General features: G+C 71.4%; 23 protein-coding genes and 1 tRNA gene. 6 read left to right on the top strand and 18 right to left on the bottom strand.

Annotation, left to right across the window (positions count from 1 at the left end; all coding sequences use genetic code 11):
• Positions 1-19: 19 nt before the first annotated feature.
• From BR85_RS01735 to BR85_RS01720, 4 genes are all read right to left on the bottom strand, one after another.
• Positions 20-595: a cation efflux transmembrane domain-containing protein gene (locus BR85_RS01735; RefSeq protein WP_197018576.1), complete on the bottom strand. Its 576-nt coding sequence runs from the start codon at positions 593-595 to the stop codon at positions 20-22.
• 97 nt (positions 596-692) lie between these two features.
• Positions 693-1,421, bottom strand: a complete 729-nt coding sequence (locus BR85_RS01730) for a DUF2510 domain-containing protein (protein ID WP_028494958.1) — start codon at positions 1,419-1,421, stop codon at positions 693-695.
• Positions 1,418-1,996, bottom strand: a complete 579-nt coding sequence (locus BR85_RS01725; protein WP_028494957.1) for an isochorismatase family protein — start codon at positions 1,994-1,996, stop codon at positions 1,418-1,420. The genes BR85_RS01730 and BR85_RS01725 overlap by 4 nt, the downstream gene beginning before the upstream one ends.
• Positions 1,993-4,239 carry an MMPL family transporter gene (locus BR85_RS01720; protein ID WP_028494956.1) on the bottom strand — a complete coding sequence of 749 codons (2,247 nt, stop codon included), beginning with the start codon at positions 4,237-4,239 and terminating at the stop codon, positions 1,993-1,995. The genes BR85_RS01725 and BR85_RS01720 overlap by 4 nt, the downstream gene beginning before the upstream one ends.
• A gap of 59 nt (positions 4,240-4,298) precedes the next feature.
• On the opposite strand from BR85_RS01720, the gene BR85_RS01715 reads away from it, so the two are divergent.
• Complete coding sequence (locus BR85_RS01715; RefSeq protein ID WP_028494955.1) at positions 4,299-5,204, top strand: EamA family transporter; 906 nt, start codon at positions 4,299-4,301, stop codon at positions 5,202-5,204.
• A gap of 29 nt (positions 5,205-5,233) precedes the next feature.
• On the opposite strand, the gene BR85_RS01710 is transcribed toward BR85_RS01715, so the two are convergent.
• Together BR85_RS01710 and BR85_RS01705 are read right to left on the bottom strand one after the other, a co-directional pair.
• Positions 5,234-5,629 (bottom strand): hypothetical protein, encoded by a 396-nt coding sequence (locus tag BR85_RS01710; RefSeq protein ID WP_028494954.1) that lies wholly within the window; start codon positions 5,627-5,629, stop codon positions 5,234-5,236.
• A 4-nt stretch (positions 5,630-5,633) separates the two neighbouring features.
• Positions 5,634-5,706, bottom strand: a tRNA-Thr gene (locus BR85_RS01705).
• 225 nt (positions 5,707-5,931) lie between these two features.
• Here BR85_RS01705 and BR85_RS01700 point away from each other — a divergent pair.
• From BR85_RS01700 to BR85_RS01690, 3 genes are all read left to right on the top strand, one after another.
• Positions 5,932-6,834 carry a MetQ/NlpA family ABC transporter substrate-binding protein gene (locus BR85_RS01700; protein ID WP_028494953.1) on the top strand — a complete coding sequence of 301 codons (903 nt, stop codon included), beginning with the start codon at positions 5,932-5,934 and terminating at the stop codon, positions 6,832-6,834.
• 87 nt (positions 6,835-6,921) lie between these two features.
• Positions 6,922-7,962, top strand: a complete 1,041-nt coding sequence (locus BR85_RS01695) for a methionine ABC transporter ATP-binding protein (RefSeq protein ID WP_028494952.1) — start codon at positions 6,922-6,924, stop codon at positions 7,960-7,962.
• On the top strand, positions 7,955-8,614 hold the full coding sequence (locus BR85_RS01690; protein ID WP_197018575.1) for an ABC transporter permease subunit: 660 nt from the start codon (positions 7,955-7,957) through the stop codon (positions 8,612-8,614). Before BR85_RS01695 ends, BR85_RS01690 begins: the two co-directional genes overlap by 8 nt.
• A 34-nt stretch (positions 8,615-8,648) precedes the next feature.
• Here BR85_RS01690 and BR85_RS01685 read toward each other — a convergent pair whose 3' ends face one another.
• From BR85_RS01685 to BR85_RS01645, 9 genes are all read right to left on the bottom strand, one after another.
• Positions 8,649-10,202, bottom strand: a complete 1,554-nt coding sequence (locus BR85_RS01685) for an alpha/beta hydrolase (RefSeq protein ID WP_028494950.1) — start codon at positions 10,200-10,202, stop codon at positions 8,649-8,651.
• Positions 10,199-11,356, bottom strand: a complete 1,158-nt coding sequence (locus BR85_RS01680) for a DNA polymerase III subunit delta' (RefSeq protein WP_028494949.1) — start codon at positions 11,354-11,356, stop codon at positions 10,199-10,201. The genes BR85_RS01685 and BR85_RS01680 overlap by 4 nt, the downstream gene beginning before the upstream one ends.
• A 451-nt stretch (positions 11,357-11,807) precedes the next feature.
• Positions 11,808-12,428 carry a dTMP kinase gene (tmk, locus tag BR85_RS01675; protein WP_028494948.1) on the bottom strand — a complete coding sequence of 207 codons (621 nt, stop codon included), beginning with the start codon at positions 12,426-12,428 and terminating at the stop codon, positions 11,808-11,810.
• On the bottom strand, positions 12,425-15,088 hold the full coding sequence (gene topA / locus BR85_RS01670; protein WP_028494947.1) for a type I DNA topoisomerase: 2,664 nt from the start codon (positions 15,086-15,088) through the stop codon (positions 12,425-12,427). Before topA ends, tmk begins: the two co-directional genes overlap by 4 nt.
• A gap of 121 nt (positions 15,089-15,209) precedes the next feature.
• Entirely contained in the window at positions 15,210-15,527 is a 318-nt protein-coding gene (locus tag BR85_RS01665) for an Rv3654c family TadE-like protein (RefSeq protein WP_028494946.1), read from the bottom strand.
• A 24-nt stretch (positions 15,528-15,551) separates the two neighbouring features.
• Positions 15,552-15,884, bottom strand: a complete 333-nt coding sequence (locus tag BR85_RS01660) for a TadE family type IV pilus minor pilin (RefSeq protein WP_028494945.1) — start codon at positions 15,882-15,884, stop codon at positions 15,552-15,554.
• The gene (locus BR85_RS01655) at positions 15,881-16,078 is read right to left on the bottom strand and encodes a DUF4244 domain-containing protein (protein ID WP_028494944.1); all 198 of its coding nucleotides are present in this window, start codon (positions 16,076-16,078) and stop codon (positions 15,881-15,883) included. Before BR85_RS01655 ends, BR85_RS01660 begins: the two co-directional genes overlap by 4 nt.
• 178 nt (positions 16,079-16,256) lie before the next feature.
• Positions 16,257-17,159: a type II secretion system F family protein gene (locus BR85_RS01650; RefSeq protein WP_028494943.1), complete on the bottom strand. Its 903-nt coding sequence runs from the start codon at positions 17,157-17,159 to the stop codon at positions 16,257-16,259.
• A complete protein-coding gene (locus BR85_RS01645) occupies positions 17,156-18,208 on the bottom strand; it encodes a TadA family conjugal transfer-associated ATPase (protein WP_081782637.1) in 1,053 nt (350 codons plus the stop codon). The genes BR85_RS01650 and BR85_RS01645 overlap by 4 nt, the downstream gene beginning before the upstream one ends.
• A 424-nt stretch (positions 18,209-18,632) precedes the next feature.
• Here BR85_RS01645 and acs point away from each other — a divergent pair, with 424 nt between their 5' ends.
• A complete protein-coding gene (gene acs / locus BR85_RS01640) occupies positions 18,633-20,603 on the top strand; it encodes an acetate--CoA ligase (protein ID WP_028494942.1) in 1,971 nt (656 codons plus the stop codon).
• Positions 20,604-20,618: 15 nt separating this feature from the next.
• Here the strand turns inward: acs and BR85_RS01635 are convergent, their stop codons facing one another.
• Positions 20,619-21,236, bottom strand: coding sequence for a TetR/AcrR family transcriptional regulator (locus BR85_RS01635; protein ID WP_051526110.1), 618 nt, complete (start codon positions 21,234-21,236; stop codon positions 20,619-20,621).
• A 200-nt stretch (positions 21,237-21,436) separates the two neighbouring features.
• On the opposite strand from BR85_RS01635, the gene BR85_RS15505 reads away from it, so the two are divergent.
• Positions 21,437-23,245 carry a hypothetical protein gene (locus BR85_RS15505; protein ID WP_197018574.1) on the top strand — a complete coding sequence of 603 codons (1,809 nt, stop codon included), beginning with the start codon at positions 21,437-21,439 and terminating at the stop codon, positions 23,243-23,245.
• Between the two features lie 55 nt (positions 23,246-23,300).
• Here the strand turns inward: BR85_RS15505 and BR85_RS01625 are convergent, their stop codons facing one another.
• Together BR85_RS01625 and BR85_RS01620 are read right to left on the bottom strand one after the other, a co-directional pair.
• Positions 23,301-23,768: a RidA family protein gene (locus BR85_RS01625; RefSeq protein WP_028494941.1), complete on the bottom strand. Its 468-nt coding sequence runs from the start codon at positions 23,766-23,768 to the stop codon at positions 23,301-23,303.
• Entirely contained in the window at positions 23,768-23,986 is a 219-nt protein-coding gene (locus tag BR85_RS01620; RefSeq protein ID WP_028494940.1) for a Sp36 family protein, read from the bottom strand. Before BR85_RS01620 ends, BR85_RS01625 begins: the two co-directional genes overlap by 1 nt.
• Positions 23,987-24,041 lie beyond the last annotated feature (55 nt).

Raw genomic sequence — 24,041 nt, 5'->3', positions numbered from 1 at the left:
GCGGCCGAGACGCGCGGGGTCAGGGTGCGGGATCGACCTCGCGTCGTGCGGCGTTCCAGACCGCGCGGGCCGCATCGGCATTGAGGATGCCGATCGCGACCCCGGCGATGATGTCGAGCCATCCGGTGGCGAACCAGATCGTGAGGATGCCGACGGCGATGATCGCGACGTTCGCGAACGCGTCGTTGCGGGCGGACAGCCACGCGGCTTTGGTGAGACTTCCGCTGTGGTGGCGGTGGCGCACCAGCAGCAGGGCGGCGGTGAGGTTCACGATGAGCGCTCCCGCAGCCGTGAGAGTGAGCGGGAGCGGCGCGGGCGGATACGGGTCGAAGGCCTTCGCGACCGCCGCCCAGACGGTGGCGACGGCGGGGATGAGGATCACGAACGCGAGCACGGATCCGACGGTGCGGCGGCGTGCGGCGCTCCATGGCAGCGCCGCGAAGATCAGCAGGTTGATGAGGGCGTCCTCGAGGAAGTCGACGCTGTCGGCGAAGAGCGACACGGAGCCGATCGCGATGGCGACAGCGAACTCCACGGAGAAGTACGCGAGGTTGAGGAGGGCCACGGTCAGCACGACGCGGCGAAGTGTCTGCACCTGCCCATCCTCGCACAGGCCACCGGACGGGCTCGGAGGCGAGACGTGCGGCGAATCCGCCGGATCGCCGGCCATCCCGGCGACCCGCGGGTGCCGGTCAGCTGACCGGGATGCGCTCGATCAGCTGCTGCGTGAAGGTGATGCTCCACACGGTGATGACGACGAAGCCGAGCACGGTCACGCCGATCCACACCCACAGTGCCGTGAGGCCCTTGCCCGTCTCGCGTTTGACGACCACCGTGCGGCCGATCACGTAGACGCCGATCGTCACGATCAGAGCGAAGAACGCGAACGCCCAGTGGAACGGCTTGTCGATGCCCCTCCGGCGCAGTTCGCGCCAATCGAGCCACGCGAACAGGACGGACAACCCCAGGAAGACGTACGACAGCAGCGTGATCAGCAGGATGCCGCCGACCCAGCTCACCATGGCGCTGCCGGCAGCGGCCGACGGGCGCCCGGACATCTCCACCATGACGTCGAGGTAGCCATCCCAGTCCATGAGGAAGATCGTGAACATCGGCAGCGTGCCGGCGATGATCGCGAGGTAGATCCAGATGGTGTCGGTCGCGGCACCCGGCGCGGACGGGCCGGTGCGCGCCACCGCGGGTGCGGCGCTGGGCCACGGCGTCACGGACGGCGCGGCCTGCGCGGTATAGGCGGGCGCGGGTTCGGCGGGCGCGGGGGGCGCGGGTTCGGCGGGCGCCGGGCTCGCCGCAGACGCACCCGCCGGAGCGCTCTGCTGACCCCAATACGACCCATCCCACCAGCGCACGCGCGACGGGTCGGTCGGGTCGGGGTACCACCCGGGGGCGACCTGAGGACTCATCGGGCACTCTCCTGCAGTTCGGCACCCGCGTGGGCGAGTTCGGCGAGGGCGGCATCGCTGGTCTCCGGGGCGACGCCGGCGATCAGGTCGGTGAGGATGCGGACGTGCCGGCCGTGCTCGATGGCATCCATCGCGGTGGCCTTCACGCAGTAGTCCGTCGCGATCCCCACGACGTCCACGTCGACGACGCCGTGCGCGGCGAGCAGGTCGCCGACGGCCTCACCGGCATCCGTCACCCCTTCGAAGAGGGAGTAGGCGGGCTTGCCCTGCCCCTTCCTCACGTGGTGGGTGACGGCGGAGGTGTCCAGGCCCGGGTCGTACGCGGCGCCGTCGGTGTCGGCGACGCAGTGCACGGGCCAGGTCCCGGCGAAGTCGGGCTCTGCGGAGAAGTGCCCGCCGTTGTCCGAGTCCGCGTCGTGCCAGTCCCGCGAGGCCACGATGAGGGCGTACTCCCCCGCATGATCCTTCAGGTAGGACGTGATGCCCTCGGCCACGGCGTCACCGCTGTCGACGCCGAGGGCACCGCCCTCCGTGAAGTCGTTCTGCACATCGACGATGAACAGCGCTCTGGTCATTCTTCGAGCGTACGCCGGTACTCCGCGCGGGTCATCTCCTCCGGCTCGTCGCTCGCTGCGACGGTGTCTTCGTCGCCGGCGAAGCGCGACAGCTTCGAGGGCCACCAGATCTTCCGGCCGATGTCGTACGACAGGGCCGGCACGAGCAGCGAGCGCACGACGAACGTGTCGAGCAGCACGCCGAACGCGACGATGAACGCCAGCTGCGCGAGGAACAGGATCGGGATGACCCCGAGGGCCGCGAACGTCGCCGCCAGGACGAGCCCGGCGGAGGTGATGACGCCGCCGGTCGCGACGAGTCCGCGCAGGATGCCGGACCGTGTTCCGTGCTTGAGCGACTCCTCGCGCACCCGTGACATGAGGAAGATGTTGTAGTCGATGCCGAGGGCGACGAGGAACACGAATCCGTACAGCGGCACGGCGGGGTCACCGCCCGGGAACTGGAACACGTTGTTGAAGACCAGGGCGCTCACCCCCAGCGCCGCGCCGAACGAGACGATGACGCTGAGGATCAACAGCACCGGTGCCAGGATCGCGCGGAGCAGCAGCATGAGGATGATCAGCACCACGACCAGGATCACCGGGATGATCACCGTCCGGTCGCGGATCGACGTGTCGTTGGTGTCGAGATCGACCGCGGTCGTTCCGCCGGTCAGCGCGACGCCGTCGCCGAGTTCGCTCGCGAACGCCTCGCGGAGATCGCGGATGGTCTGTTCGGCCTCGAGGGAGTCCGCCTCGTCGGCGAGGGTGACGGCCAGAAGAACGTCCCCGTCGGAGACGGTGGCCTCGGGCGCGGGGGTTCCGGGAGGGCCGAAGGGCGTGAGCACGGCCACGCCGTCCTGCAGCTCGATGGGCGCCTGGCCGGTCGGGGAGTCCTCGGAGATGGCGGCGACGGAGTCGACGCCGTCCGCGTCGTCCAGCACGGTGACGGCATCCGTGAGGCGATCCTCCGCGACGATGACGTAGGCCGGGCTGCCGGAACCGGCCGGGAAGTGCTCGGCGAGCACCTTCTGTCCGTCGCGGGCCTCGGAGGCGCCGAGGACGAGTTCGCTGGCCGGCACGCCGTCGGCCTTGAGCTGGAAGGCGCCGGCCGCCATCACGAGCAGCACGAGCGTGGAGATGATCCAGACGGGGCGGGAGTGCCGGGCGGTGAGGCGGGCCTGGCGGGCCCAGAAGCCCCTGACCGGCTGGGTGAAGTCCTTCGGCAGCGCCACACCCGCCGTCTTCGGGATGAAGGGCCAGAACGCGGCACGACCGCACAGCGCCATCAGCGCCGGGAGGAATGTCAGCGCCGACAGCATCGAGAACGCGATGCCGATCGAGGCGATGGGACCGAGCGCGCGGTTGCTGGCCAGGTCGCTCAGCAGGAGGCAGAGGAGACCGGCGATGACGGTGCCGCCCGAGGCCAGGATCGGCTCGACCGCGCCCTTCCACGCCGCGATGGTGGCATCCCAGCGACGGAGCCCTCCCCCGATCGCTTCTCGGAACCGGGCGACGTACAGCAGCGCATAGTCGGTGGCGGCGCCGATGACGAGGATGAACAGGATGCCCTGGACCTGGCCGTTGAGCACGACGATGTCGGCCTTCGCGAGCCACCACACCGTCAGCAGCGCGACGCAGAGCGCGAACAGCGACGTCATGAGGACGAGGACGGGCAGCAGGGGCGACCGGTAGACGATGACGAGGATGACGAAGACGGCACCGAGCGCCACGATCAGGAGCAGCCCGTCGATACCCGTGAAGCCCTCGACGAGGTCGGCGGTGAAGCCGGCGGGCCCGGTGACCCAGCCTTCGAGACCAGCGGGAACGTTCTCCTGCACGAGGTCGCGCACCTCGGTGACGAGGTCGCCGATCTCGCCGGAGGAGTCCAGCGGCACGAAGATCTGCACCGCTTCCCCGTCTTCGGACGGGATCGGCGGCGACACCTCGCCGACGCCGTCGATGCCGCCGATCTCCTCCGCGAGGGCGGCCAGCTCGGCGAGCTGACCTTCGTCGAGCTCGCCGTCACCGGAGATCACGACGAGGGCGGGGATGGTGTCGCCACCGGTGAAGTCGGAGAGGCGCTCCTGCACCTGCGTCGCCTCGGCGCTGGACGGCAGGAACGTCGACTGGTCGTTGGTGGCGACCTCACTGACCTTCCCGAAGTACGGGCCGCCGATCGCGCCGCCCGCCGTCCAGATGAGGACCAGCAGCAGAGGAATGCCGATCCGCAGCCAGCGGGAGGGTTTCAGGTAGTTCGCCATATTGCTAGCTTATCTAGCAATCTCGATTCTTGCCAATCGGGTTCTAGGCTGGCGACACGATGATCGCCGCCGCCCTCGCCCTCCTCGGCGCCCTCGTGTACGGCGCGGCGGACTTCCTCGGCGGGTTCGCGGCGCGGCGTGTCCTGCCCGTCGCAGTGACGGCGGTCTCCGCCCTCTCCGGCCTCCTGCTGCTCGCGCTGGCATATCCGGTGCTCGGCGGGGCGTGGGCGCCGGAGGACGCCCTGTGGGGTGCACTGTCCGGCGTGACCGGAGCCGCGGCGATCGGCCTCCTCTACGCTTGCCTCGCGATCGGGCCGATGAGCATTCTCTCCCCCGTCACGGCCGTGGTCTCGGCGATCGCGCCGATGGTCTGGGGCATCCTCATCGGCGGGGAGCGACTCACGGGCATCGGCTACGCCGGGCTCGCTCTGGCCCTCATCGCCGTCGTGCTCGTCGCGTTCCTGCCGGGTGAGGCCATCGCCCGTCCGAGCGCACGGGGACTCGTCATGGCGGTCGGCTCCGGGTTGTCGATCGGCGCGTTCCTCATCCTGATCGACCAGACGAGCCAGGCGAGCGGCGTCGTGCCTCTGCTGCTGAACCGTGGCGTCAACGTCCTCATCACCGGCACCATCGTCGTGATCGCGGTGGTCGCCGCGCGGCGGGGCGGCGTGCGGGCCGGCGCCGCGCTGGGGACGACGCACGGCGGCGCCGGGCGAGGGATGATGGCGGGCCGGGCGTGGACGATCGCCCTGGCGTGCGGACTCGTCGACGCCACCGCGAACGTGCTGCTGCTCCTCGCTCTCCGCTCCGACGGCGATCTCGCCGTCGTCGCCGCCCTCACGGCGCTGTACCCGGCGGGGACGGTGCTGCTCGCCGCGATCGTGCTCGGGGAGCGCATCGCGCGCATCCAGTGGGTCGGGCTCGCCCTGGCGCTCGCGGCCGGCGCGCTGCTCGCGATCGGCTGACCTGCGACGCACCGATCCGCCGTCGCGGGTCAGCCGCGCGCGAAGAGCAGGATCCAGGATGCCGCGAGCGACACCACCCCGAGTGCCAGCATGCTCGCCGCCGCCCACGCGACGGCGCGGAACCCCGGTGCGCGCCGCGTGAGCCGCATCCGTCCCCGCCAGCCGTGGCGATACCAGATCGGCGCGCGATCTGCGCCGACGAGGTGCTGCGCTTCCGCGGGTGAGGCGTGCGCGGCGTTGGCATCCCCGTCGGCGTCGAACCAGCGCACGACCGTGCCGTCATCCTCGTGATCGACGAGGGCGTCGGCGGGCAGCCAGGTCCCGTCCGCCGCCCACAGGATGACGGCGACGACGGCCAGGAGAAGGCCTGCGCCGAAGCCGAGCCATGAGAAGACCTCGAGCACGATGTCGAGGGCTGTGTCCATTCGGAGCCACCTAAGGGAATCGAACCCTTGACCTATTCATTACGAGTGAATCGCTCTGCCGTCTGAGCTAAGGTGGCGCGCCTAGCTTGCGCTATGCACGATCAACGATCTTACAGGGTCGATCGGGCTGCCGCGAACCACGCGACGACAGGCCCGGGTGTCGTACTGTTACGGCCGAATCGAGTCGGCGCCGATCGCGACATACGGTCGATGAGGCACCGCGACGAGGCGAGCGCGGTGACGCCGACCCCGGTGTCGGCTCCCGCGCCGACGTGGTGCCCTGAACCTCCAAGGAGCACCACATGTCCAAGAAGTCGCTGTCCGCAGCAGCCCTCCTCCTCCCCCTCGCACTCGCGCTCGGCGCCTGCGCCGGCACGTCCTCCGCCGCCGACGGCGCGGATGACGCCGAGACCACGGGCCCCGTCCGCATCGGCGTCGTCGGCGCGGGCGACCCGTACTGGGAGCTGTACACCGAGGCTGCCGCGGAAGAGGGCATCGAGGTCGAGATCGTCGACTTCACCTCCTACGACCAGCCGAACCCGGCCGTCTCGGCGGGCGAACTGGACCTGAACCAGTTCCAGCACATCATCTACCTCGCCACCTACAACGTCGCCGCCGACGACGACCTGCAGCCGATCGGCGCCACGGCGATCTACCCGCTGGGCCTGTACTCGACGAAGTACGACGACGTCGCCGACATCCCCGAGGGCGAGACCATCGCGGTCCCGAACGACGAGTCCAACCAGGCGCGCGCGCTGCTGGTGCTGCAGTCCGCCGGACTCATCGAGCTCGAGGACGGCGGGTCGATCTTCTCGACCGTCGCCGACATCGACGCCGACGCGTCGACCGTCAAGGTCGAGGCCGTGGACGCGGACTTCACCGCGTCGTCGCTGCCGGACTTCGCCGGCGCCATCGTCAACAACGACTTCGTGACGAAGTCGGGCCTCACCGAGGACGAGCTGCTGGCGCAGGACGACCCGTCCGACCCGGCCGCGTTCCCGTACATCAACATCTTCGCCGCGAAGGCGGAGGACGCCGAGAACCCGACGTACCTCAAGCTCGTCGAGATCTTCCAGGAGACCCAGTCCGTCCAGGACGGCGTGCTCGAGGTCTCCGGCGGCACCGCGGTGCTCGTGAAGACCCCGGTCGCCGACCTCGTCGCCTCGCTGAACGACGTGCAGGACGACATCCGCGCGAAGCAGTAAGACCCCTTCGTGTGCGGCCCGGTCCTGTGACCGGGCCGCACACGCGTTCCCGCCGTACCCCGCTCGCAGCACTGTCGAGGAGCAGCCATGACGCTCATCCGCCTGACCGGCGTGACGAAGACCTTCCCGCCAGCCGGCAAGGATGCCGCGCCCGTCACCGCCGTCGACGACGTGTCGCTCGCCGTCGAGGCGGGCGAGATCTGCGGCATCATCGGCTATTCCGGTGCGGGCAAGAGCACCGTGCTGCGGCTCGTCAACGCACTGGAGACGCCGACCGCGGGCGCCCTCGAGATCGACGGGACCGACATCACCCGGTTGCGCGAGCGCGACCTGCGCCGGCTCCGCGGCGACATCGGCATGATCTTCCAGCAGTTCAACCTCTTCGACTCGCGCACCGTCGCCGGCAACGTCGCCTATCCGCTCGAGGTGGCGGGGCGCCCGCGCGCCGAGATCCACGCCCGCGTCGAGGAGCTGCTGCGCTTCGTGGGCCTCGCCGACAAGGCCCGGAGCCACCCCGAGCAGCTCTCCGGCGGCCAGAAGCAGCGCGTCGGCATCGCCCGCGCCCTCGCGACGAGCCCGCGCATCCTGCTCGCCGACGAAGCCACGAGCGCCCTCGACCCGGACACGACGCAGGAGGTACTCGCTCTCCTGAAGCGGGTCAACGTGGAGTTCGGCATCACGATCCTCGTCATCACCCACGAGATGGAGGTGATCCGCAGCATCGCGGACCGCGTCGTCGTGATGGAGCACGGGCGCGTGATCGAAGAAGGGGCCGTGTTCGACATCCTCGCGTCGCCGCAGCATCCCGCGACCCGCCGCTTCGTCGCGAGCATCATCGAGGAGGTGCCGGTCGGGGCGCAGCTGCAGACGCTGCGGGAGCGCCACCCCGGCCGGATCGTCACCTTCCGGGTGCGCGACCGCGAGGGCGCGCAGGGCGACGTGTTCGCGGCGCTCGCCGCGGAGGGCGTGCGCTTCGAGGTCGTGCACGGCGGCATCAACGACATCCGCGGACGCGTGTTCGGGCATCTGACGCTCGCCCTCGCCGGTGCACCGGATGCCGTGCAGCGCGCGATCGACGCGGCATCCGCCTTCGCCCCCCTGCACGAAGAGGAGGCCGTCCTTGGATAGGCTCATCGATCTGCTGCCCGAACTGTGGGCGGCCACCGCCGAGACGCTCTATGTCGCCTCGCTCGCCCTCGTGCTGGGCGGTCTCGGCGGCCTCGTGCTCGGGATGGCGCTGTACGCCACGCGGGCCGGGAGCCTGTTCCCGAACAAGGTCGTCTTCGGCATCCTGAACGTCGTCGTGAACACGATCCGTCCGATCCCGTTCATCATCCTGCTCGCCGCGGTGCAGCCGCTGGCGCGGGGCGTCGGCATCCCCGGCATCGGCGTGACCTTCGGGATCTTCGCCATCACGATCGCATCCCTCTTCGCGATCAGCCGTATCGTCGAGCAGAACCTCCTCACCGTCCGTCCGGGCGTCATCGAGGCGGCACGCGCCGCCGGGGCAAGCCGCTCCCGGATCCTCTTCCGCCTCGTCCCCCGGGAGGCCCTCGGCCCGCTCGTGCTCGGGTACACGTTCGTCGTCGTGGCGCTCGTGGACATGACCGCGATGGCCGGTGCCGTCGCGGCCGGCGGCCTCGGCGAGTTCGCGATCGTCTACGGGTTCAAGCAGTTCAACCCGTGGGTCACGTGGGCGGCCGTGCTCATCATCATCGTGATCGTGCAGGGCGTGCAGTTCTTCGGCAACGCGCTGGCCCGGCGGGTCCTGCGGCGGTAGCCCAGGCCCTCGCTGCCCGCTGGCACGCAGGCCGTCAGCGGCAGACGAGGCCGTCCGTCGGCACCGTGCCCTCGAGCAGGTACGTCTCGACGGCGTCGTCGACACAGTCGTTGCCCTTGTTGAAGCCGGTGTGACCCTCCCCCTCACGGGTGACGAGCACGCCGGAGGCGAGCTGCTCGGCCAGGGACACCGACCATGCGTACGGCGTCGCGGGGTCGTTCGTCGTGCCGACGACGACGATGGGCGCGGCGCCCTCGGCGGCGATGGGCCCGCGGGTCCCGGTCGGCGGGTACGGCCACACCTCGCACGCGTCGACACCGGTCCAGTAGGGCGCGATCGTCGGCGCCTTCTCGGCGATGAGCGCCTCGGCCGCCGCCTCGGCGCCCGCGTCGGTCTCGATCGGGTAGTCCATGCAGTTGTATGCGCGGAACGCCTCGGTGGAGTTGTCCTCGTACCCGGACTCGCTGCGGTTGTAGTAGAAGTCGGCGAGGAAGAAGGCGAGCTCGGGGTCGCCGCTCAGCGCCTGGCCGAGGGCCTGGCTGAGATAGCTCCAGCTGTCCTGGGAGTACAGCGCCGCGATGATGCCCGTCATGAGCGAGTCCGCGCCCAGCATCCGCCCGTCGCCGTTGCGCAGCGGTGTCTTGTCGACACCGGCGAGCAGCGTGCCGAGGTCGGCCATCGCGTCGTCGACCGTGCCGCGGAACGGGCACTCTCGCTGGCTGAGGCAGTCGGCCATGTAGGCGCGCAGCGCGGACTCGAAGCCGATGGCTTGGGTCGTGCCGACGTCGAGGCCGGATACCGACGGGTCGATCGCCCCGTCGAGCACGAGACGGCCGACGCGGTCGGGGTACAGCTGCGCGTACGTGGCGCCGAGGAATGTGCCGTACGAGTAGCCGAGGTATGTCAGCTTGTCGTCGCCGAGGACGGCGCGCAGCAGGTCCATGTCGCGGGCGGCGTTGACGGTCGTGATGAACGGCAGGATGCCGTCGCTGCCGGCCTCGCAGGCCGCGGCGAACTCCTTGTTGCGCTGCGTGAGCTCCGCCTCCCAAGCGGCGCTGCCCCGCGGGTCGGCGGGGATGTCGAAGAGGTAGGCGTCCATGGCGGCGGCGTCGAAGCAGGTGACCGCGGTGGAGCGCCCGACACCGCGCGGGTCGAAGCCGACGACGTCGAAGGCGTCGGCGAGCGTGTCGCCCACGGCGAAGACGGCGGAGTCGGCGACGAGGTCGTATCCGCTCGCGCCGGGCCCGCCCGGGTTGGTCAGCAGGGATGCCGCCGCTTCGCCGCTGCCGGCGCTTCGGACGATGACGGCGAGCTCGAGCTCACCGGCATCCGGGGCCGACCAGTCCAGCGGCGCCGTGACGGTCGTGCAGTGGTAGCTTCCCTCGTCGGCGCCCTCGCAGGTGGTCCAGTCCAGTTCCTGCCCGTAGAACGGGAGGAGGTCTGCCGCGATGCCGTCCGTGCTCGGGGTGCGGGAAGGTGCCGGGGCGGGGGTGTCGTCGGTGTCGCCGCGGATCACGCACGCGGTGAGGGTCGTGCCCGCCACGACGAGGGCGACGAAGGCGGCGCGGGCGCGGGCTCGGCGGTTCACGGGGTCCTTCCGCTCGCGACGGTCACGAGCATGCTCTCGAGGGCCAGCGCGGGTGCGGCGTTGCCTTCGAGGTTCGTCCGGGTGGTGGAGATCTGGTCCAGCACGGTGAGCGTCCGCTGCGACGTCCACGCCTTCGCGAGGGCGGCGAGGTCGTCGGCGATCTCCCGGTTGATGAGGTCGGCGTCGGGGCGCAGCTGCAGCATGAGCGTGTCGCGGTACATCGACTCGAGGTCGGTGAGCACGCGGTCGATGCCGTCGCGGAGACTCCGCGTGGCGCGACGCTTCTGGTCGTCCTCGAGGGCGTTCAGCTGGCCGCGGACGGCGGGCGGGACGGCCGCGCCGGGCGCGATGCCGAGGGTGCGGAGCAGCGACTCGCGCTCGGCCTCGTCGCGTTCGGCGGTGAGGGCCTTGGCGTCGTCGGTGGCGAGGGCGACGATGCGCGCGGCGACCTCGACCGCGTCGCCGACCCCCCGGACGCGGAGGACGGCGCGCAGCGTCTCGTCGCGGCGGGCGCGGGCATCGGCGTCGGTCGCGAGGCGCTGCGCCATCCCGATGTGGCGCTGCGCGAGCCGGGCGGACTGCTCAGCCGTGACCTCGTCGACGCCCGTGCGGGCCACGATGAGCCGGGCGACGTCGTCGACGTCGGGCTCGCGGAGGCGGAGGATGCGGACGCGGGAGCGGATCGTCGGGAGAAGGTCGGCGTCGCTCGGCGCGCAGAGGATCCAGACGGTGCCCTCCGGCGGCTCTTCGAGAGCCTTCAGCAGGACATTGCTGGTGCGCTCGACCATGCGGTCGGCATCCTCCATGACGATCACCCGGTGGCGACCCAGCGACGGCGAGAAGTAGGAGCGCTCGACGAGGGCGCGGGCGTCCTTGATGGAGATGATGACTCCCTCGGTGCGCAGCGCCGTGAGGTCGGGGTGCGTGCCCGCGAGGACCTGCCGCATGGCGTTGTCATCGCCGGGCTCGGCGATGAGCGCGGCCGCGAACGCGTAGGCGAGGGTCGACCGGCCGGAGCCCGGCGGGCCGGTGATGAGCCACGCGTGCGCGAGCTGGGTGGGGTCGTCGGCGGCGGCTTGGAGCTGGGCGACCGCGGCGTCCTGACCCCACACGTCGGTCCACGACAGGTCGTGGACGAGGGGGGCGGACTCCATGCCGACCAGCCTAGGCGCTGGCACCGACCCCACCGCGCCTGCGCTCGCATGTGCAGGAGGGTTCGGGGGAGGTTCCGGGCCCGGGCTCAGGATGGTTCGGTGGTCTCTTCATCCGCGCCGAAGTGCGGGTGTATCCGACGCGGACCCGCGATTCGGCGCGGATGAACATCGGCCGGGCAGCGGCCTCCCGCATCCCCACCCTTCGCCCGCGCCGAAGTGCGGGTGCGGGCCCCGCGGACCCGCGATTCTCCGCGGATGAAGATCGGCCCTGCAGCGGCCTCCCGCATCCCCACCCTTCGCCCGCGCCGAAGTGCGGGTGCGGGACCCGCGGACCCGCGATTCGGCGCGGATGACGATCGGCCCTGCGCTTCGCCCGCGCCGAAGTGCGGGTGCGGGCCCCGCGGACCCGCGATTCGCCGCGGATGAACGTGGCGCCCCGCCCGGCGCCGGCTCAGCGCAGGGCGCCGGCGACGCGGTCGCGGACGGCGGCGGCGATCTCTTCGACGGGGAGCGATGCGTCGAGCACGAGGAACCGCTCCGGTTCGGATGCCGCCAGCTCGAGGAACGCCGTACGCACGCGCTCGTGGAACTCGGCCTTCTCGGCCTCGAGCCGGTCGAAGGGCTTGTCGGCGGCATCCAATCGCGCCCGCGCGGCGGCGGGATCCAGGTCGAGCAGCACGGTGACGTCCGGCAGCGCGCCGCCGGTCGCCCACAGCGACAGGTCCCGGACCTCGCCGGCATCCAGCACCCGCCCCGCGCCCTGATAGGCGACCGAGGAGTCGAGGTAGCGGTCCTGGATCACGACGTCGCCCCGCTCCAGCGCCGGCCGCACGAGCGTCGCGACGTGGTGTGCGCGGTCGGCGGCGTACAGCAGCGCCTCGGCGCGGGGCGCGATGTCGCCGCGGTGGTGCAGGACGATGTCGCGGATCAGCACGCCGACGTCGGTGCCGCCGGGCTCACGGGTGCGCACGACGGTGCGGCCCTGGTCGCTGAGCCACTGCTCGAGGAGCGCGGCCTGGGTCGTCTTGCCCGACCCGTCACCGCCCTCGAACGTGATCCAGAGGCCGGTCACTTCTTCGCGGCGGGTTTGCGGGCCGGCGCCTTGCGGGTCGTCGTGCGCTTGGGGGCGGGACCCTTGGCGCGCTTGTCGGCGAGCATCTGCACGGCGATCTCGAACGTGATGTCGTCGGGCATCTGACCCCGGGGGATCGTGACGTTCGTCGTCCCGTCGGTGACGTACGCGCCGAACCGGCCGTCTTTGATCTTGATCGGCTTGCCGCTGACCGGGTCGGCCTCGAACTCCTTGAGGGCGCTGGACGCGGCGCGGTTGCCGTACTTCGGTTGCTTGTAGATCTCGAGCGCCTGCTCCAGCGAGATCTCGAAGATGAGGTCCTCGCTGCCGATGTTCCGGGAGTCCGTCCCCTTCTTCAGGTACGGGCCGTATGGGCCGTTCTGCGCCGTGATGACGTCGCCGGTCTCCGGGTCGGTGCCGACGGTGCGGGGCAGCGCGAACAGCTTCAGCGCGGTCTCGAGGTCGATGGTGTCGGGCGACATGCTCTTGAACAGCGAGGCGCGGCGGGGCTTGGGAGCGGCATCCTTCTTCGCACCGCGCTTCTTCGGCGCATCCTCGGCAGGCGCCTCCGTCTCCGGGAGCACCTCCTCGAGGTACGGGCCGTAGCGGCCGTCCTTCACGACGATGTCGCGTCCGGTGTCCGGGTTCTGTCCCAGCACGCGGTCGCCGGCGACCGGCGCGTCGATGAGCTCGCGCGCCTTCTCCGGCGTGAGCTCGTCCGGAGCGAGGTCCTCCGGCACGTTGACGCGGCGCGGGGTCTCCTCGTCGCCGGGCACCTCGAGGTAGGGGCCGTACTTGCCGAACCGCAGCGTCGCGACGTCGCCGATGGGCGTCGAGTTGATCTCGCGGGCGTCGATGTCGCCGAGGTTGTCGACGATGTTGCGGAGCCCCCGGTGGTCGTCCGAGCCGAAGTAGAACTCGCGCAGCCACGCCGCACGATCCTGCTCGCCGCGGGCGATGGCATCCAGGTCGTCTTCGAGCGCGGCGGTGAAGTCGTAGTCGACGAGTTCGCTGAAGTGCTCCTCGAGGAGGCGGATGACGCTGAACGCCAGCCAGCTCGGCACGAGCGCCTGGCCGCGCTTGCTGACGTAGCCGCGGTCGAGGATCACGTCGATGATGCTCGCGAAGGTCGAGGGACGGCCGATGCCCTTCTCCTCGAGCGCCTTGACGAGCGACGCCTCCGTGTAGCGGGGCTTCGGGCTCGTCGCGTGGCCCTTGGGCTCGATGTCGCGCAGACGCAGCTCATCGCCGACCGCGACGATGGGGAGGGACTGGTCCTCCGCCTTGTCGGCGTCGCCGCGCTTCTCGTCGCGGCCCTCCTCGTACGCCTCGAGGAAGCCCTTGAAGGTGTAGACGGTGCCGGATGCCGTGAAGGTCGCGACCTGCGTGCCGGCCTGCGCGTCGAGCGTGACGGTCGTGGTCTCGTACTTGGCGTCGGACATCTGGCTCGCGACGGTGCGCTTCCAGATGAGGTCGTACAGTCGCAGCTCGTCGCGGTCGAGACCGGATGCCACGGACGCGGGCGTCCGGAAGCTCTCGCCCGAGGGGCGGATCGCCTCGTGCGCCTCCTGCGCGTTCTTGCTGTTGTTGCGGTAGCTGCGCGGGTTCGCGGGGACGGCCTTGTCGCCGTACAGCGCGACGGCCTGCTCGCGCGCCGCCGTGACGGCCTGCGCCGACAGCGCCGTCGAGTCGGTGCGCATATACGTGATGTAGCCCTTCTCGTAGAGCCGCTGCGCGACGCCCATGGCGTGCTTGGCGCTCATCGAGAGCTTGCGACCGGCCTCCTGCTGGAGGGTCGACGTGGTGAACGGGGGCTTGGGGCTGCGGGATCCGGGCTTCGCCTCGACCGAGACGACCGTCGCGGTGCCGGCGGCTTCGAGGGCTGCGGCGAGGGCGCGGGCCTGCTCCTCGGTGACGACGACGACGGCCTTCTTCAGCTGACCGGCGTCGTCGAAGTCGGTGCCGCGTGCGAGCGGCGCGCCGTCGAGGCGGGCGAGGCGGGTCGAGAAGGCCTCGGCGTCCTTCGCGGCGACGGCTTCGACGTCCCAGTACGAGGCGGACACGAACGCCATGCGCTCGCGCTCGCGGTCGACGACGAGGCGCGTCGCGGCGGACTGCACGCGGCCGGCGGATGTGCCCTGGCCGACCTTGCGCCGGGTGACGTCGGAGACGTCCCAGCCGTAGAGACGGTCGAGGATGCGGCGGGTCTCCTGCGCGTCGACGAGGGCGAGGTCGAGCTCGCGGGTGTTGTCGACGGCGGCACGGATCGCGTCCTTGGTGATCTCGTGGAACACCATGCGCTTGACGGGGACCTTGGGCTTGAGCGCCTCGAGCAGGTGCCACGCGATGGCTTCGCCCTCGCGGTCCTCATCGGTGGCGAGCAGGAGTTCGTCGGCGGTCTTGAGCGCGCGCTTGAGCTCGGCGACCGTCTTCTTGCCGCGATCGCTCTCCACATAGAGAGGGGTGAAGTCGTTCTCGATGTCGATGGAGTACTTGCCCACCGACGTCTTCTTCAACTCGGCCGGGATGTCCTTCTTATTGGCCAGGTCACGGATGTGACCGACCGAGCTGAGCACCTCGTACCCGTCGCCCAGGTATCCCTGGATCGACTTCATCTTCGTCGGGGACTCGACGATGACGAGCTTCTTGCCGTCTGCCACGGGCCGTCCTTTCTCCGAAGCACACCATACACACCGCACGAGCAGGAGAATCCTGGGAGCATCGCGGCTGTGCACTTACGGCGGGTGCCGCGCGGCAGGCGCGGCGGGGGCCGCGCAGGCGTCACGGCGGCGGCCCCGCGCGGGCCCGGCCGCGCGCCGTGAACACCCCGACGGGCACCGTCACCTCCACCGTCGCGATGAGCCCGTCCACCGCGCAGACCGCGACCGCGGCCCCGTGCCGCGCCGCGATCTCGGCCGCCCGGTCGCACGGCACGCCGAGTGCGGCGCCGGATGCCGCGTCGGCGGCGGCGAGGGCGGCGGCGTCCGCTGCAGCGGCCGCGCGGATGCTGCGGCTCGCGGCCACACCGACGCCCGTGTAGCCGACGGCGAGGGTCGCGGTGACGGCGAGCACGCCGACGGCGAGGCTCAGTCCGCTCATGGTCCGCCGCTCATCGTCCGCCGCTCATCGTCCGCCGCTCAGGGCGCAGGAGGAGGCGCGCAGCGGAGGCAGCGGGAGGGCGACCGCGGGCGGCGCGGTGGCTGTCGCGCAGACGAGGTCACCGTCGTCTCGGACGCTGACCGTCCCGCCGAGCGCGGCCGCGTCGGCATGGACGCGGGCGCCGTCCTCGCCGCGCGCCGCCAGCCGGGCCGCCTGCGCGACGACCTGCTCGAGACGCACCTGCCGGGCCGCCCCCGTGAGAGTCGCGGCGCAGAGCAGCATCACCAGCACGACGGCGGGGACGACGACGGCGAACTCCGCCGTCACCGACCCGCGCTCGTCGCGGCGCGTGATCATGCGACCGTGAGCGCGCGGCGGACGAGGTCGGTCAGGATGCCGCGCACCTCATCGCTGCGCATGATGATCACAAGGAGGCCGGCGAACGCGACGGCGGCCATCGTGGCGATGGCGTACTCCGCCGTCGCGGCGCCGGTCTCGTCGCCGAACAGCTCCGCGGCGCGGCGCGACGTGAGGTGCGGCAGGGACGGCACGGAGGGCGCCGAGCGCTCCGCGGCTCCCCGCCGGAGCGCTCGGCGGCCGAAGGCGTTGCGGGGCGGGGTCTCGTGGGTGCGGGTCTTGCGGGTCATGGTGGGACTCCTTCTCTGTGCGTTCTCGCAGTGCGTTCTCGCAGTGCGTTCTCGCGGTGCGTTGGGATGGGGTGGGCACGGTCTAGAGGGTCAGCGGCGTCGTGGTCAGGACGGAGAGGAGCATCGGCGCGACACCGAGCAGGAGGAATGCCGGAAGGGTGCAGACGCCGAGGGGCAGCAGGAGCCTGCTCCCCAGCCGGGCGGCGCGCAGGCGGCCGTCCGTGCGGATGCGATGACGCTCGGACGCCGCGGCCGCGCGGAGCAGCTCGACGGCGGGCGCGCCGGCGCTCTGCGAGAGCACCAGGACGTCGGCCGTGCCGGGGGTCGGCGCGCCGCCGCCGGCCTCCTCGACGACCTGGAGTGCGCGTTCGATGGAGACCCCGCCGGACAGCGCGATGGCGACGACTTCCGCGTCCAGTCCCGCGATCGACGGGTCCGGCTGCGCACGGGCGACCAGACGCGCCGACCAGCGGTGCGCGCCGACCATGAGCGCCACCCCGGCGACGAGGCACGCGATGCCGATCGGGTTGGTGACCGTGGCGACGACATCGAATCCCAGCAGCAGCGCGAGCGCGACGGCGACCAGCGGAAGCCACGCGATCAGCCGCGCGGTCGCGGCCGGCTCGGCGAGCGCGACGGCGACGTCGTCGCGGGATTCCTGCGCCTCGCGGAGCGCGTCGGCCAGGCCGCGGAGGCTCTGCGCGAGGGGCGCCCCGACGGTCAGCGCCACGCGCCATGCGATGGCGGCCTGCCGCCACGCACCGCCCAGTGCGGCGACGGCATCCGCGGGAGCCGCCCCACGATCGGCAGCGTCGCAGACGCGTCGCGCGTCGACGTCGCCCGTGTCGGCGAGGTGCCGCCAGGCCCGCCCCGGTGCCACGCCGGCCTGCAGCAGCACGGCCAGGCGGTGCAGCGTCTCGGCGACGGCCGCGGCGCCCTCACCCCCGGCATCGGCCCGCCCGCGACGTCCCGGCGCCGCCCTCATGGATCGGCCACCACGATCTCCAGGCGCCCGCCGGGGGCGACGGGGCGGGCGATACCGGTCACACGGCGGATGCCGTCCGCTCCGCGTTCGACGTGGACGATGGCGCCGATCGCGCTGACCACCTGGCGGGCGACGGCGTGGTCGTCCATCCCGGCGAGGGAGCCCAGCGCCTCCAGGCGCGCCGGCACGTCGTGGAGCGCACCGGCATGGACCGTCCCCGCACCGCCGTCATGCCCCGTATTGAGGGCGGTCAGCAGTTCACGCACCTCTTCCCCGCGGCATTCGCCCACGACGAGGCGATCGGGCCGCATCCGCAGCGCCTCGCGCACGAGGCGGCTGAGCGGCACGCCACCCGCCCCTTCCAGGTTCGCCTGCCGCGCCTCCAGGCGCACGTGATGCGGATGCGCGATCCGGAGTTCCGCGACGTCCTCGATCGTCACGATCCGTTCGCGGTGCGGCACGAGCCCGAGGAGGCAGGCGAGCAGGGTCGTCTTCCCCGCTCCCGTGGCGCCGGTGACGAGGATGTTGGCACGGCCGGCGACGAGTCCTTCGAGGCGCGCGCCGACCGTGGCGTCGAACATGCCGGCACGTCCGAGATCGTCCAAGCGCGGGGTGCCGGTCGCGGGGAGCCGGATCGAGATCGCCGTGCCGACGCACGACACGGGCGGCAGGACGGCGTGCACGCGGGCGCCGTGCTCCCAGCGCACGTCGACGCAGGGTGACGCGTCGTCGAGATGCCGGCCGCCGATCCCGATGAGCGAGACGGCGAGCGCGCGGACCTCGGCGTCCGCGGCACGCCATCCCGCGACCCGCTCGGCGCCCGCACCGCGGTCGACGAAGAGACCGTGGGAGCCGTTGATGAAGACGTCCGTCACGGCCGGATCGGTCAGGTACGGCAGCAGCGGCTCCAGCACGGGATGATCCGGCACGCGCCGCCGCTCGTCGACCGTCACCACCCCCGCGCTCCGGCCCGCGCGCGCGGCCGCGCCCTCCTCGTGCGCGGGCGTGGGCGCACTCATGCGCGGGCGGACGACGAATGACTCGGGCATGCCCCGACGCTAGGTCGACGGCATCCGCCGCGTGTGCTCCGCAGGCTCATCGGGGACAGGTCCCCCGTCGAGGGCGCCTGGGGAGGAAGCGCGGAGCACAGCCGCAGAAAGAGAGAGGGCGGCATCCCATTGGGGGGAATGGGATGCCGCCACATGCAAGCGCCCGTTATGGGGGTATCGGGACGCTGCATCGCCAGAATCAATGTTCGGCCGACCCGATCTTACGGAACGAACCTGGGAGGACAAATCCGCACCGCCGCCGGGAACCGATATATCTCTCCCGCCCGGGAATTCCGCGGCCGTCGCGCCACCCACTATCGGCGGTAGTGAGCGATCTGCACCGCCGTTTAGATTGTCCGGAATCGTCGCGGCACCCGTGCCGCCTCCCGCACCGCCGCGGGCCCGTCGCAAAGGAGCGCGCCAGATGAGCAGCCAGATCGATCACCTGCTGAATGAGACCCGCCGGTTCTCCCCGCCCGAGGAGTTCGCCGCGCAGGCGAACGCCACCGCGGAGCTGTACGACCAGGCCCGCGCCGACCGGGAGGGTTTCTGGGCGGAGCAGGCCCGCGCATTGCACTGGCACACGCCGTTCACGCAGGTCCTCGACTGGTCCAACCCGCCGTTCGCGCAGTGGTTCGCCGACGGCGAGCTGAACGTCGCGTACAACTGCCTCGACCGGCACGTCGAGGCCGGCAACGGCGACCGCGTCGCACTCCTCTGGGAGGGCGAGCCGGAGGGCGACTCCCGCGCCGTCACGTACGCCGAGCTCACCGACGAGGTCAAGCGCCTCGCGAACGTCCTCCTCGGCCTGGGCGTCGAACCGGGCGACCGGATCGCCATCTACATGCCGATGATCCCCGAAGCCATCGCCGCGATGCTCGCCTCCGCGCGGATCGGCGCGATCCACTCGGTCATCTTCGGCGGGTTCTCCGCCGACAGCCTGCGCTCCCGCATCGACGACGCCGGCGCGAAGATCGTCATCACCGCCGACGGCGGCTACCGCAAGGGGCGGGTGTCGCCGCTGAAGCCCGCCGTGGACATGGCGCTCGCGGACCGCAACGGCTCAGGCCCGCAGGAGAGCGTGGAGCACGTGATCGTCGTCAAGCGCACCGGGAACGAGGTGCCGTGGCGCGAGGAGCGCGACCTGTGGTGGCACGACGTCGTGCCGCAGGCCTCCCCCGACCACGAGGCGCAGCCGTTCCCCGCGGAGAACCCGCTGTTCATCCTCTACACGTCCGGGACCACCGGGAAGCCGAAGGGCATCCTGCACACCTCGGGCGGCTACCTCACGCAGGCGGCCTTCACGAACCGCGTCGCGCACGACATCCACCCCGAGACGGACGTCTTCTGGTGCACGGCGGACATCGGGTGGGTCACCGGCCACACCTACGTGACGTACGGTCCGCTCGCCAACGGCGCGACGCAGGTGCTCTACGAGGGGACGCCGGACACCCCGCATCCGGGCCGCTGGTGGGAGATCATCGAGAAGTACGGCGTCACGATCCTCTACACGGCGCCCACCGCCATCCGCTCCTTCATGAAGCTCGGCCGCTCCATCCCGAAGCAGTTCGACCTGTCGTCGCTGCGGCTCCTCGGCTCGGTGGGCGAGCCCATCAACCCGGAAGCGTGGATGTGGTACCGCAAGATCATCGGCGGAAAGACCGCGCCCATCATCGACACCTGGTGGCAGACCGAGACCGGGGCCATGATGGTCTCCGCCCTTCCGGGCGTGACCGAGACGAAGCCCGGCAGCGCGCAGGTTCCGCTCCCCGGCATCTCCGTCGACGTGGTGGATGACGACGGCGTCCACGTCGGCAACGGCAACGGCGGCCTGCTCGTGATCAAGGAGCCGTGGCCCAGCATGCTGCGCGGCATCTGGGGTGACCCGGAGCGGTTCAAGGAGACGTACTGGGAGAAGTTCGAGAAGCAGGGCTTCTACTTCGCCGGCGACGGAGCCCGCCTCGACGACGACGGCGACGTCTGGTTCCTCGGCCGCGTCGACGACGTCATGAACGTCTCCGGCCACCGCCTCTCCACGACGGAGATCGAGTCGGCCCTCGTCGGCAACGACGCCGTGGCGGAGGCCGCCGTCGTCGGCGCATCGGACGAGACGACCGGGCAGGCCGTCGTCGCCTTCGTCATCATCAAGGAGAGCTACCTCCACGAGCACTCCCCCGAGGGCCTCGCGGGAACCCTCCGCGCGTGGGTCGGCGAGATGATCGGCCCGATCGCCCGCCCGCGGGATGTCTACATCGTCGGCGAGCTGCCGAAGACCCGCTCCGGGAAGATCATGCGCCGGCTGCTGCGCGACGTCGCGGAGGGCCGTGAGGTCGGCGACACGACGACCCTCGCCGATACGGCGGTCATGAGCGTCATCAGCGCGCAGGTGAAGTGACCCGGATGGCGGCGATCACTCCGCCGCGGCGCTGATCGCCGCCATCCGGCGCCTGGCGGTGCGGAACGTCTCGAGGTCGATGCGCACTTCGCCGTCGACCTCACGGGCGTCCCGCTGCACCTCGTCGCCGAGCGCGATCGCGAACGCGACGGTCAGGCGCGCCTCCGCTGTGTGATCGGGGTCGGCCAGGCGGGCGTGCTCGGGATGCGCGTCGAGCCAGGCGGCGATGACCGCGATGAGGCGCTCGCGGCTCTCGTGACTCGCCCACGACACGGCGCTCGTGGTGCCCGGCTCCCGCGCGAACAGCGCGAACCGGCGCCGCGTGAGGTCGTCGTCGACCGCGCCCCGCACGGACTCCATCACGATGCGGGAGGCCGCCACGACGAGGTCATCGGAATGCCGGCCGAGGATGTCGTCGGTCAGCTGCGGGTCGTACTCGAGCGCCGCGCCGAAGATGGCCTGCTCGAGCGAGGAGAAGTAGTTGAAGAACGTGCTGCGCGAGACCAGCGCCGCCGCGCACACCCGATCGACCGTGACGGCGCCGACGCCCTCGTCGTAGGCGATGTCGACCGCCGCCTGCTCCATGGCACGGCGCGCGGCGCGTCTCTTGCGTTCCCGAAGGCCCTCGACCATGCCTACCCCCTGCGACGGATCCGAGCTTCACCCTACCCAGTCAATCCCTGGCTTGTGTACAAGTTTGCACTGCATCCATAATTTGAGGGACCCGTTTCCCCCGAAAGGCACCGATGCCCCGCCTCACCCGAAGCCCTCGTGCGCGCAGCGCGCACGTCCGTCTGCCCGCTCTCGCCGCCCGGATCCGCATCCTCGGCGCCATGGCGACCGTCACCGGACTCACCGTCCTGGCCGTCCCGCTGCCCGCCCAGGCGATCGTCCCGACCAGTCACCCCGTCACCGTGTCCGTTCGCATCGACGACGGGACGGATGCCGCCGCGCTCGCCGGCGTGCAGATCAGCGTCCGCGCCCCCTACAGCGACGCCCCGATCCTCGCAAGCGGCGTCACCGCCGCCGACGGCACCGTCTCGGTGGTCGTGGCAGGGGAGGAGACGTCCCACGTCGTCGACGCCACCTGGCCCGGAGCCGCCGGCGACCTCGGCGTCCCGGACGTGCGGACGGAGTTCCTCCTCGGAAGCGGCCGAACAGTCGACGTCACTTTCCAGGGGACGCACGGCACGCTCTCGGGCCGGATCACCGCGACCGCCGACGGACAGGCGCTCGCGGATCTCCGCGGTGCCGCGCTCGTCATCACCAGCGGCGGAACCCCGGTGCAGCACATCCCGCTGAGCGCCGACGGCTCGTTCACCAGCGGTGCGCTGCCCACGAGCGCGTCCGCCGACTACGCCGTATCGCTCACGCCGCCGTCCGGCCTCGTGCTGGCAGGCAGCCAGACCGAGCCCAACCCGCCGTTCGCGCTGCCGAGCGGCGCGAGCGGTCCCGTCCTCGTCCAGCGCACGTTCACGCTGCAGTCGACGGGCGGCGCACCGGCGCCGACACCGACTGCCGCGCCGACACCGACGCCGACGCCCACGCCCGCGCCGACCGCGACGCCCGCGCCGACGCCGACCCCGACGCCGACCGCGACCGCGACGCCGACGCCGACGCCGACCCCGACCCAGGACCCGGCCGGAACCGGGACGCGGGCGCAGCTCACCGCCGTCTACGCCCGCCTCTTCGGCGGCGCCTCGAACATCGGGGACACGCTCGGCGGCATCTCCGAGCAGCACCTCGGCTCACTCCTCGGCGCGGCGGCCGCGGGAGGGACACAGCCCTCCTTCGTCGCGAACCAGGCCAGCCAGGTCCTCGGACTCGTCGTGCAGCCCACGCCGGCGCAGGCACAGCAAGCCAGGAGCCTCCTCGCGCCCGTCGTCGCCCTCCTTCCCGGCGTGTCGCTGAACTCCATCAACGTCGCCGCCCTCGACCTCGAGCAGGCACTCCTCGCGGTGCAGACCTCCCGCTCCTCGCTGCTGGAGGACCAGCTGTCCGCGCAGCTCCAGTCGGTGCAGCAGCGCAATGGGCAGATCGCGCCGCTCAACACGGCGCTGACCGCGGTCCGTGCGTATCTCGCATCGCCCTCGGCCACCACGCTCGCGACGGCGATCTCCGCGACGAAGACGGCCGGCGTCTCGCACGCCTTCCTGACCGCTGCGGCCGAGACACAGCCGCGTGAGGCGACGGCCCTCGCCGAGCTGCTGAAGCAGCAGATCTACACGCTCTCCAATGCCCAGCAGATGGACATGCTGCGTCTGCAGTCGCTCTCCAACAAGCGCAACGAAGCCTTCGACGTCATGACGAACTTCGTCAAGAAGATGCAGGACTCCCGGACCAGCATCATCGGCAACATGCGCTCGACCCCGGTCGCGATCGGCACGGTGGCGTGGAACAAGGGCACGATGTCCGGCGCCTTCAACCTGACCGGAGTGACGAACGGCCGCCACCACCTCATCCTGAACTTCGCCGATGCCGGTGTCACCCTCGTCGCCGACGTGACGGTGCAGCGAGACGGGCTGGCGGCGACCGGCGGCCGCCCTGCCCCCGTACTCGGCGCCGGGATCGGTCTGCTCGCTGTCGGTACGGCTTCGCTGGTGGGCGCCGGCGTGTACCGGCGCCGACACACCACGCCGTAACGACGACAGGGCGCCCCGGAGCCGATGCTCCGGGGCGCCCTGTCATGTTCGCCGGTCAGGCGTACGAGAAGACGACCTCGACCTCGACGGGGCTGTCCAAGGGCAGCACGGGGACGCCGACGGCCGACCGGGCGTGACGGCCGGCCTCGCCGAAGATCTCGCCGAGCACCTCGCTGGCGCCGTTGATGACGCCCGGCTGGCCGGTGAACTCGGGAACGGATGCCACGAACCCGGTCACCTTCACGACACCGGTCAGGCGGTCGACGCCGCCGACCACGGCAGCTGCGGCCGCGACGGCGTTCAGTGCGCTCTGGCGCGCATAGGACTTCGCGTCGGAGGCGGGGACGAGACCATGGCCGTCGCCGACCTTGCCGGTGGCGGGGAGGGCCCCGGCGACCATGGGCAGTTGCCCCGACGTGTACACGAGATCGCCGTGCACCCGTGCCGGGACGTAGGCCGCGACCGGGGGGACGACCGGCGGAAGGTCGATCCCGAGGTCGGCGAGGCGCGTGGAGATGCTCATCACGCGTCCCCGAACTGCTGAGCGGCCTGCGCGGCGGCGCCGAGACCGGCGTTCGCGACGCCCTGGCCGCCGGACGGCCGCTTGAAGTACCCGACGAGCCCGCCCTCGGGACCCGGGACCACCTGCACCAGCTCCCAGCCCTGTTTGCCCCAGTTGTTGAGGATGGCGGCGGTGTTGTGGATGAGCAGGGGCGTGGTCATGTATTCCCACGTGGTCATTCGGACTCCCGGAAATCGGCGCGACGCGGGAGAGCCCCCGAGGCTTCCCCCAGGT

Origin of the sequence: Microbacterium sp. UNCCL10, from assembly GCF_000746195.1 — a bacterium.
GTDB classification, from domain to species: domain Bacteria; phylum Actinomycetota; class Actinomycetes; order Actinomycetales; family Microbacteriaceae; genus Microbacterium; species Microbacterium saccharophilum.
The sequence above is the reverse complement of the archived record's forward strand: the minus strand, read 5'-3'. Positions and strand labels throughout refer to the sequence as shown.

What these genes read in the sequence shown, in the direction of transcription:
- BR85_RS01695 (WP_028494952.1), top strand. Translation starts at nt 6,922, where the DNA reads ATGACGCTCATCCGCCTGACCGGCGTGACGAAGACCTTCCCGCCAGCC.
- BR85_RS15505 (WP_197018574.1), top strand. Translation starts at nt 21,437, where the DNA reads ATGGCGACCGTCACCGGACTCACCGTCCTGGCCGTCCCGCTGCCCGCC.
- BR85_RS01715 (WP_028494955.1), top strand. Translation starts at nt 4,299, where the DNA reads ATGATCGCCGCCGCCCTCGCCCTCCTCGGCGCCCTCGTGTACGGCGCG.
- BR85_RS01645 (WP_081782637.1), bottom strand. Translation starts at nt 18,208, where the DNA reads ATGCCCGAGTCATTCGTCGTCCGCCCGCGCATGAGTGCGCCCACGCCC.
- BR85_RS01620 (WP_028494940.1), bottom strand. Translation starts at nt 23,986, where the DNA reads ATGACCACGTGGGAATACATGACCACGCCCCTGCTCATCCACAACACC.
- BR85_RS01730 (WP_028494958.1), bottom strand. Translation starts at nt 1,421, where the DNA reads ATGAGTCCTCAGGTCGCCCCCGGGTGGTACCCCGACCCGACCGACCCG.
- BR85_RS01725 (WP_028494957.1), bottom strand. Translation starts at nt 1,996, where the DNA reads ATGACCAGAGCGCTGTTCATCGTCGATGTGCAGAACGACTTCACGGAG.
- BR85_RS01660 (WP_028494945.1), bottom strand. Translation starts at nt 15,884, where the DNA reads ATGATCACGCGCCGCGACGAGCGCGGGTCGGTGACGGCGGAGTTCGCC.
- BR85_RS01680 (WP_028494949.1), bottom strand. Translation starts at nt 11,356, where the DNA reads ATGGAGTCCGCCCCCCTCGTCCACGACCTGTCGTGGACCGACGTGTGG.
- BR85_RS01720 (WP_028494956.1), bottom strand. Translation starts at nt 4,239, where the DNA reads ATGGCGAACTACCTGAAACCCTCCCGCTGGCTGCGGATCGGCATTCCT.
- acs (WP_028494942.1), top strand. Translation starts at nt 18,633, where the DNA reads ATGAGCAGCCAGATCGATCACCTGCTGAATGAGACCCGCCGGTTCTCC.
- BR85_RS01700 (WP_028494953.1), top strand. Translation starts at nt 5,932, where the DNA reads ATGTCCAAGAAGTCGCTGTCCGCAGCAGCCCTCCTCCTCCCCCTCGCA.
- BR85_RS01635 (WP_051526110.1), bottom strand. Translation starts at nt 21,236, where the DNA reads ATGGTCGAGGGCCTTCGGGAACGCAAGAGACGCGCCGCGCGCCGTGCC.
- BR85_RS01650 (WP_028494943.1), bottom strand. Translation starts at nt 17,159, where the DNA reads ATGAGGGCGGCGCCGGGACGTCGCGGGCGGGCCGATGCCGGGGGTGAG.
- BR85_RS01625 (WP_028494941.1), bottom strand. Translation starts at nt 23,768, where the DNA reads ATGAGCATCTCCACGCGCCTCGCCGACCTCGGGATCGACCTTCCGCCG.
- BR85_RS01665 (WP_028494946.1), bottom strand. Translation starts at nt 15,527, where the DNA reads ATGAGCGGACTGAGCCTCGCCGTCGGCGTGCTCGCCGTCACCGCGACC.
- BR85_RS01710 (WP_028494954.1), bottom strand. Translation starts at nt 5,629, where the DNA reads ATGGACACAGCCCTCGACATCGTGCTCGAGGTCTTCTCATGGCTCGGC.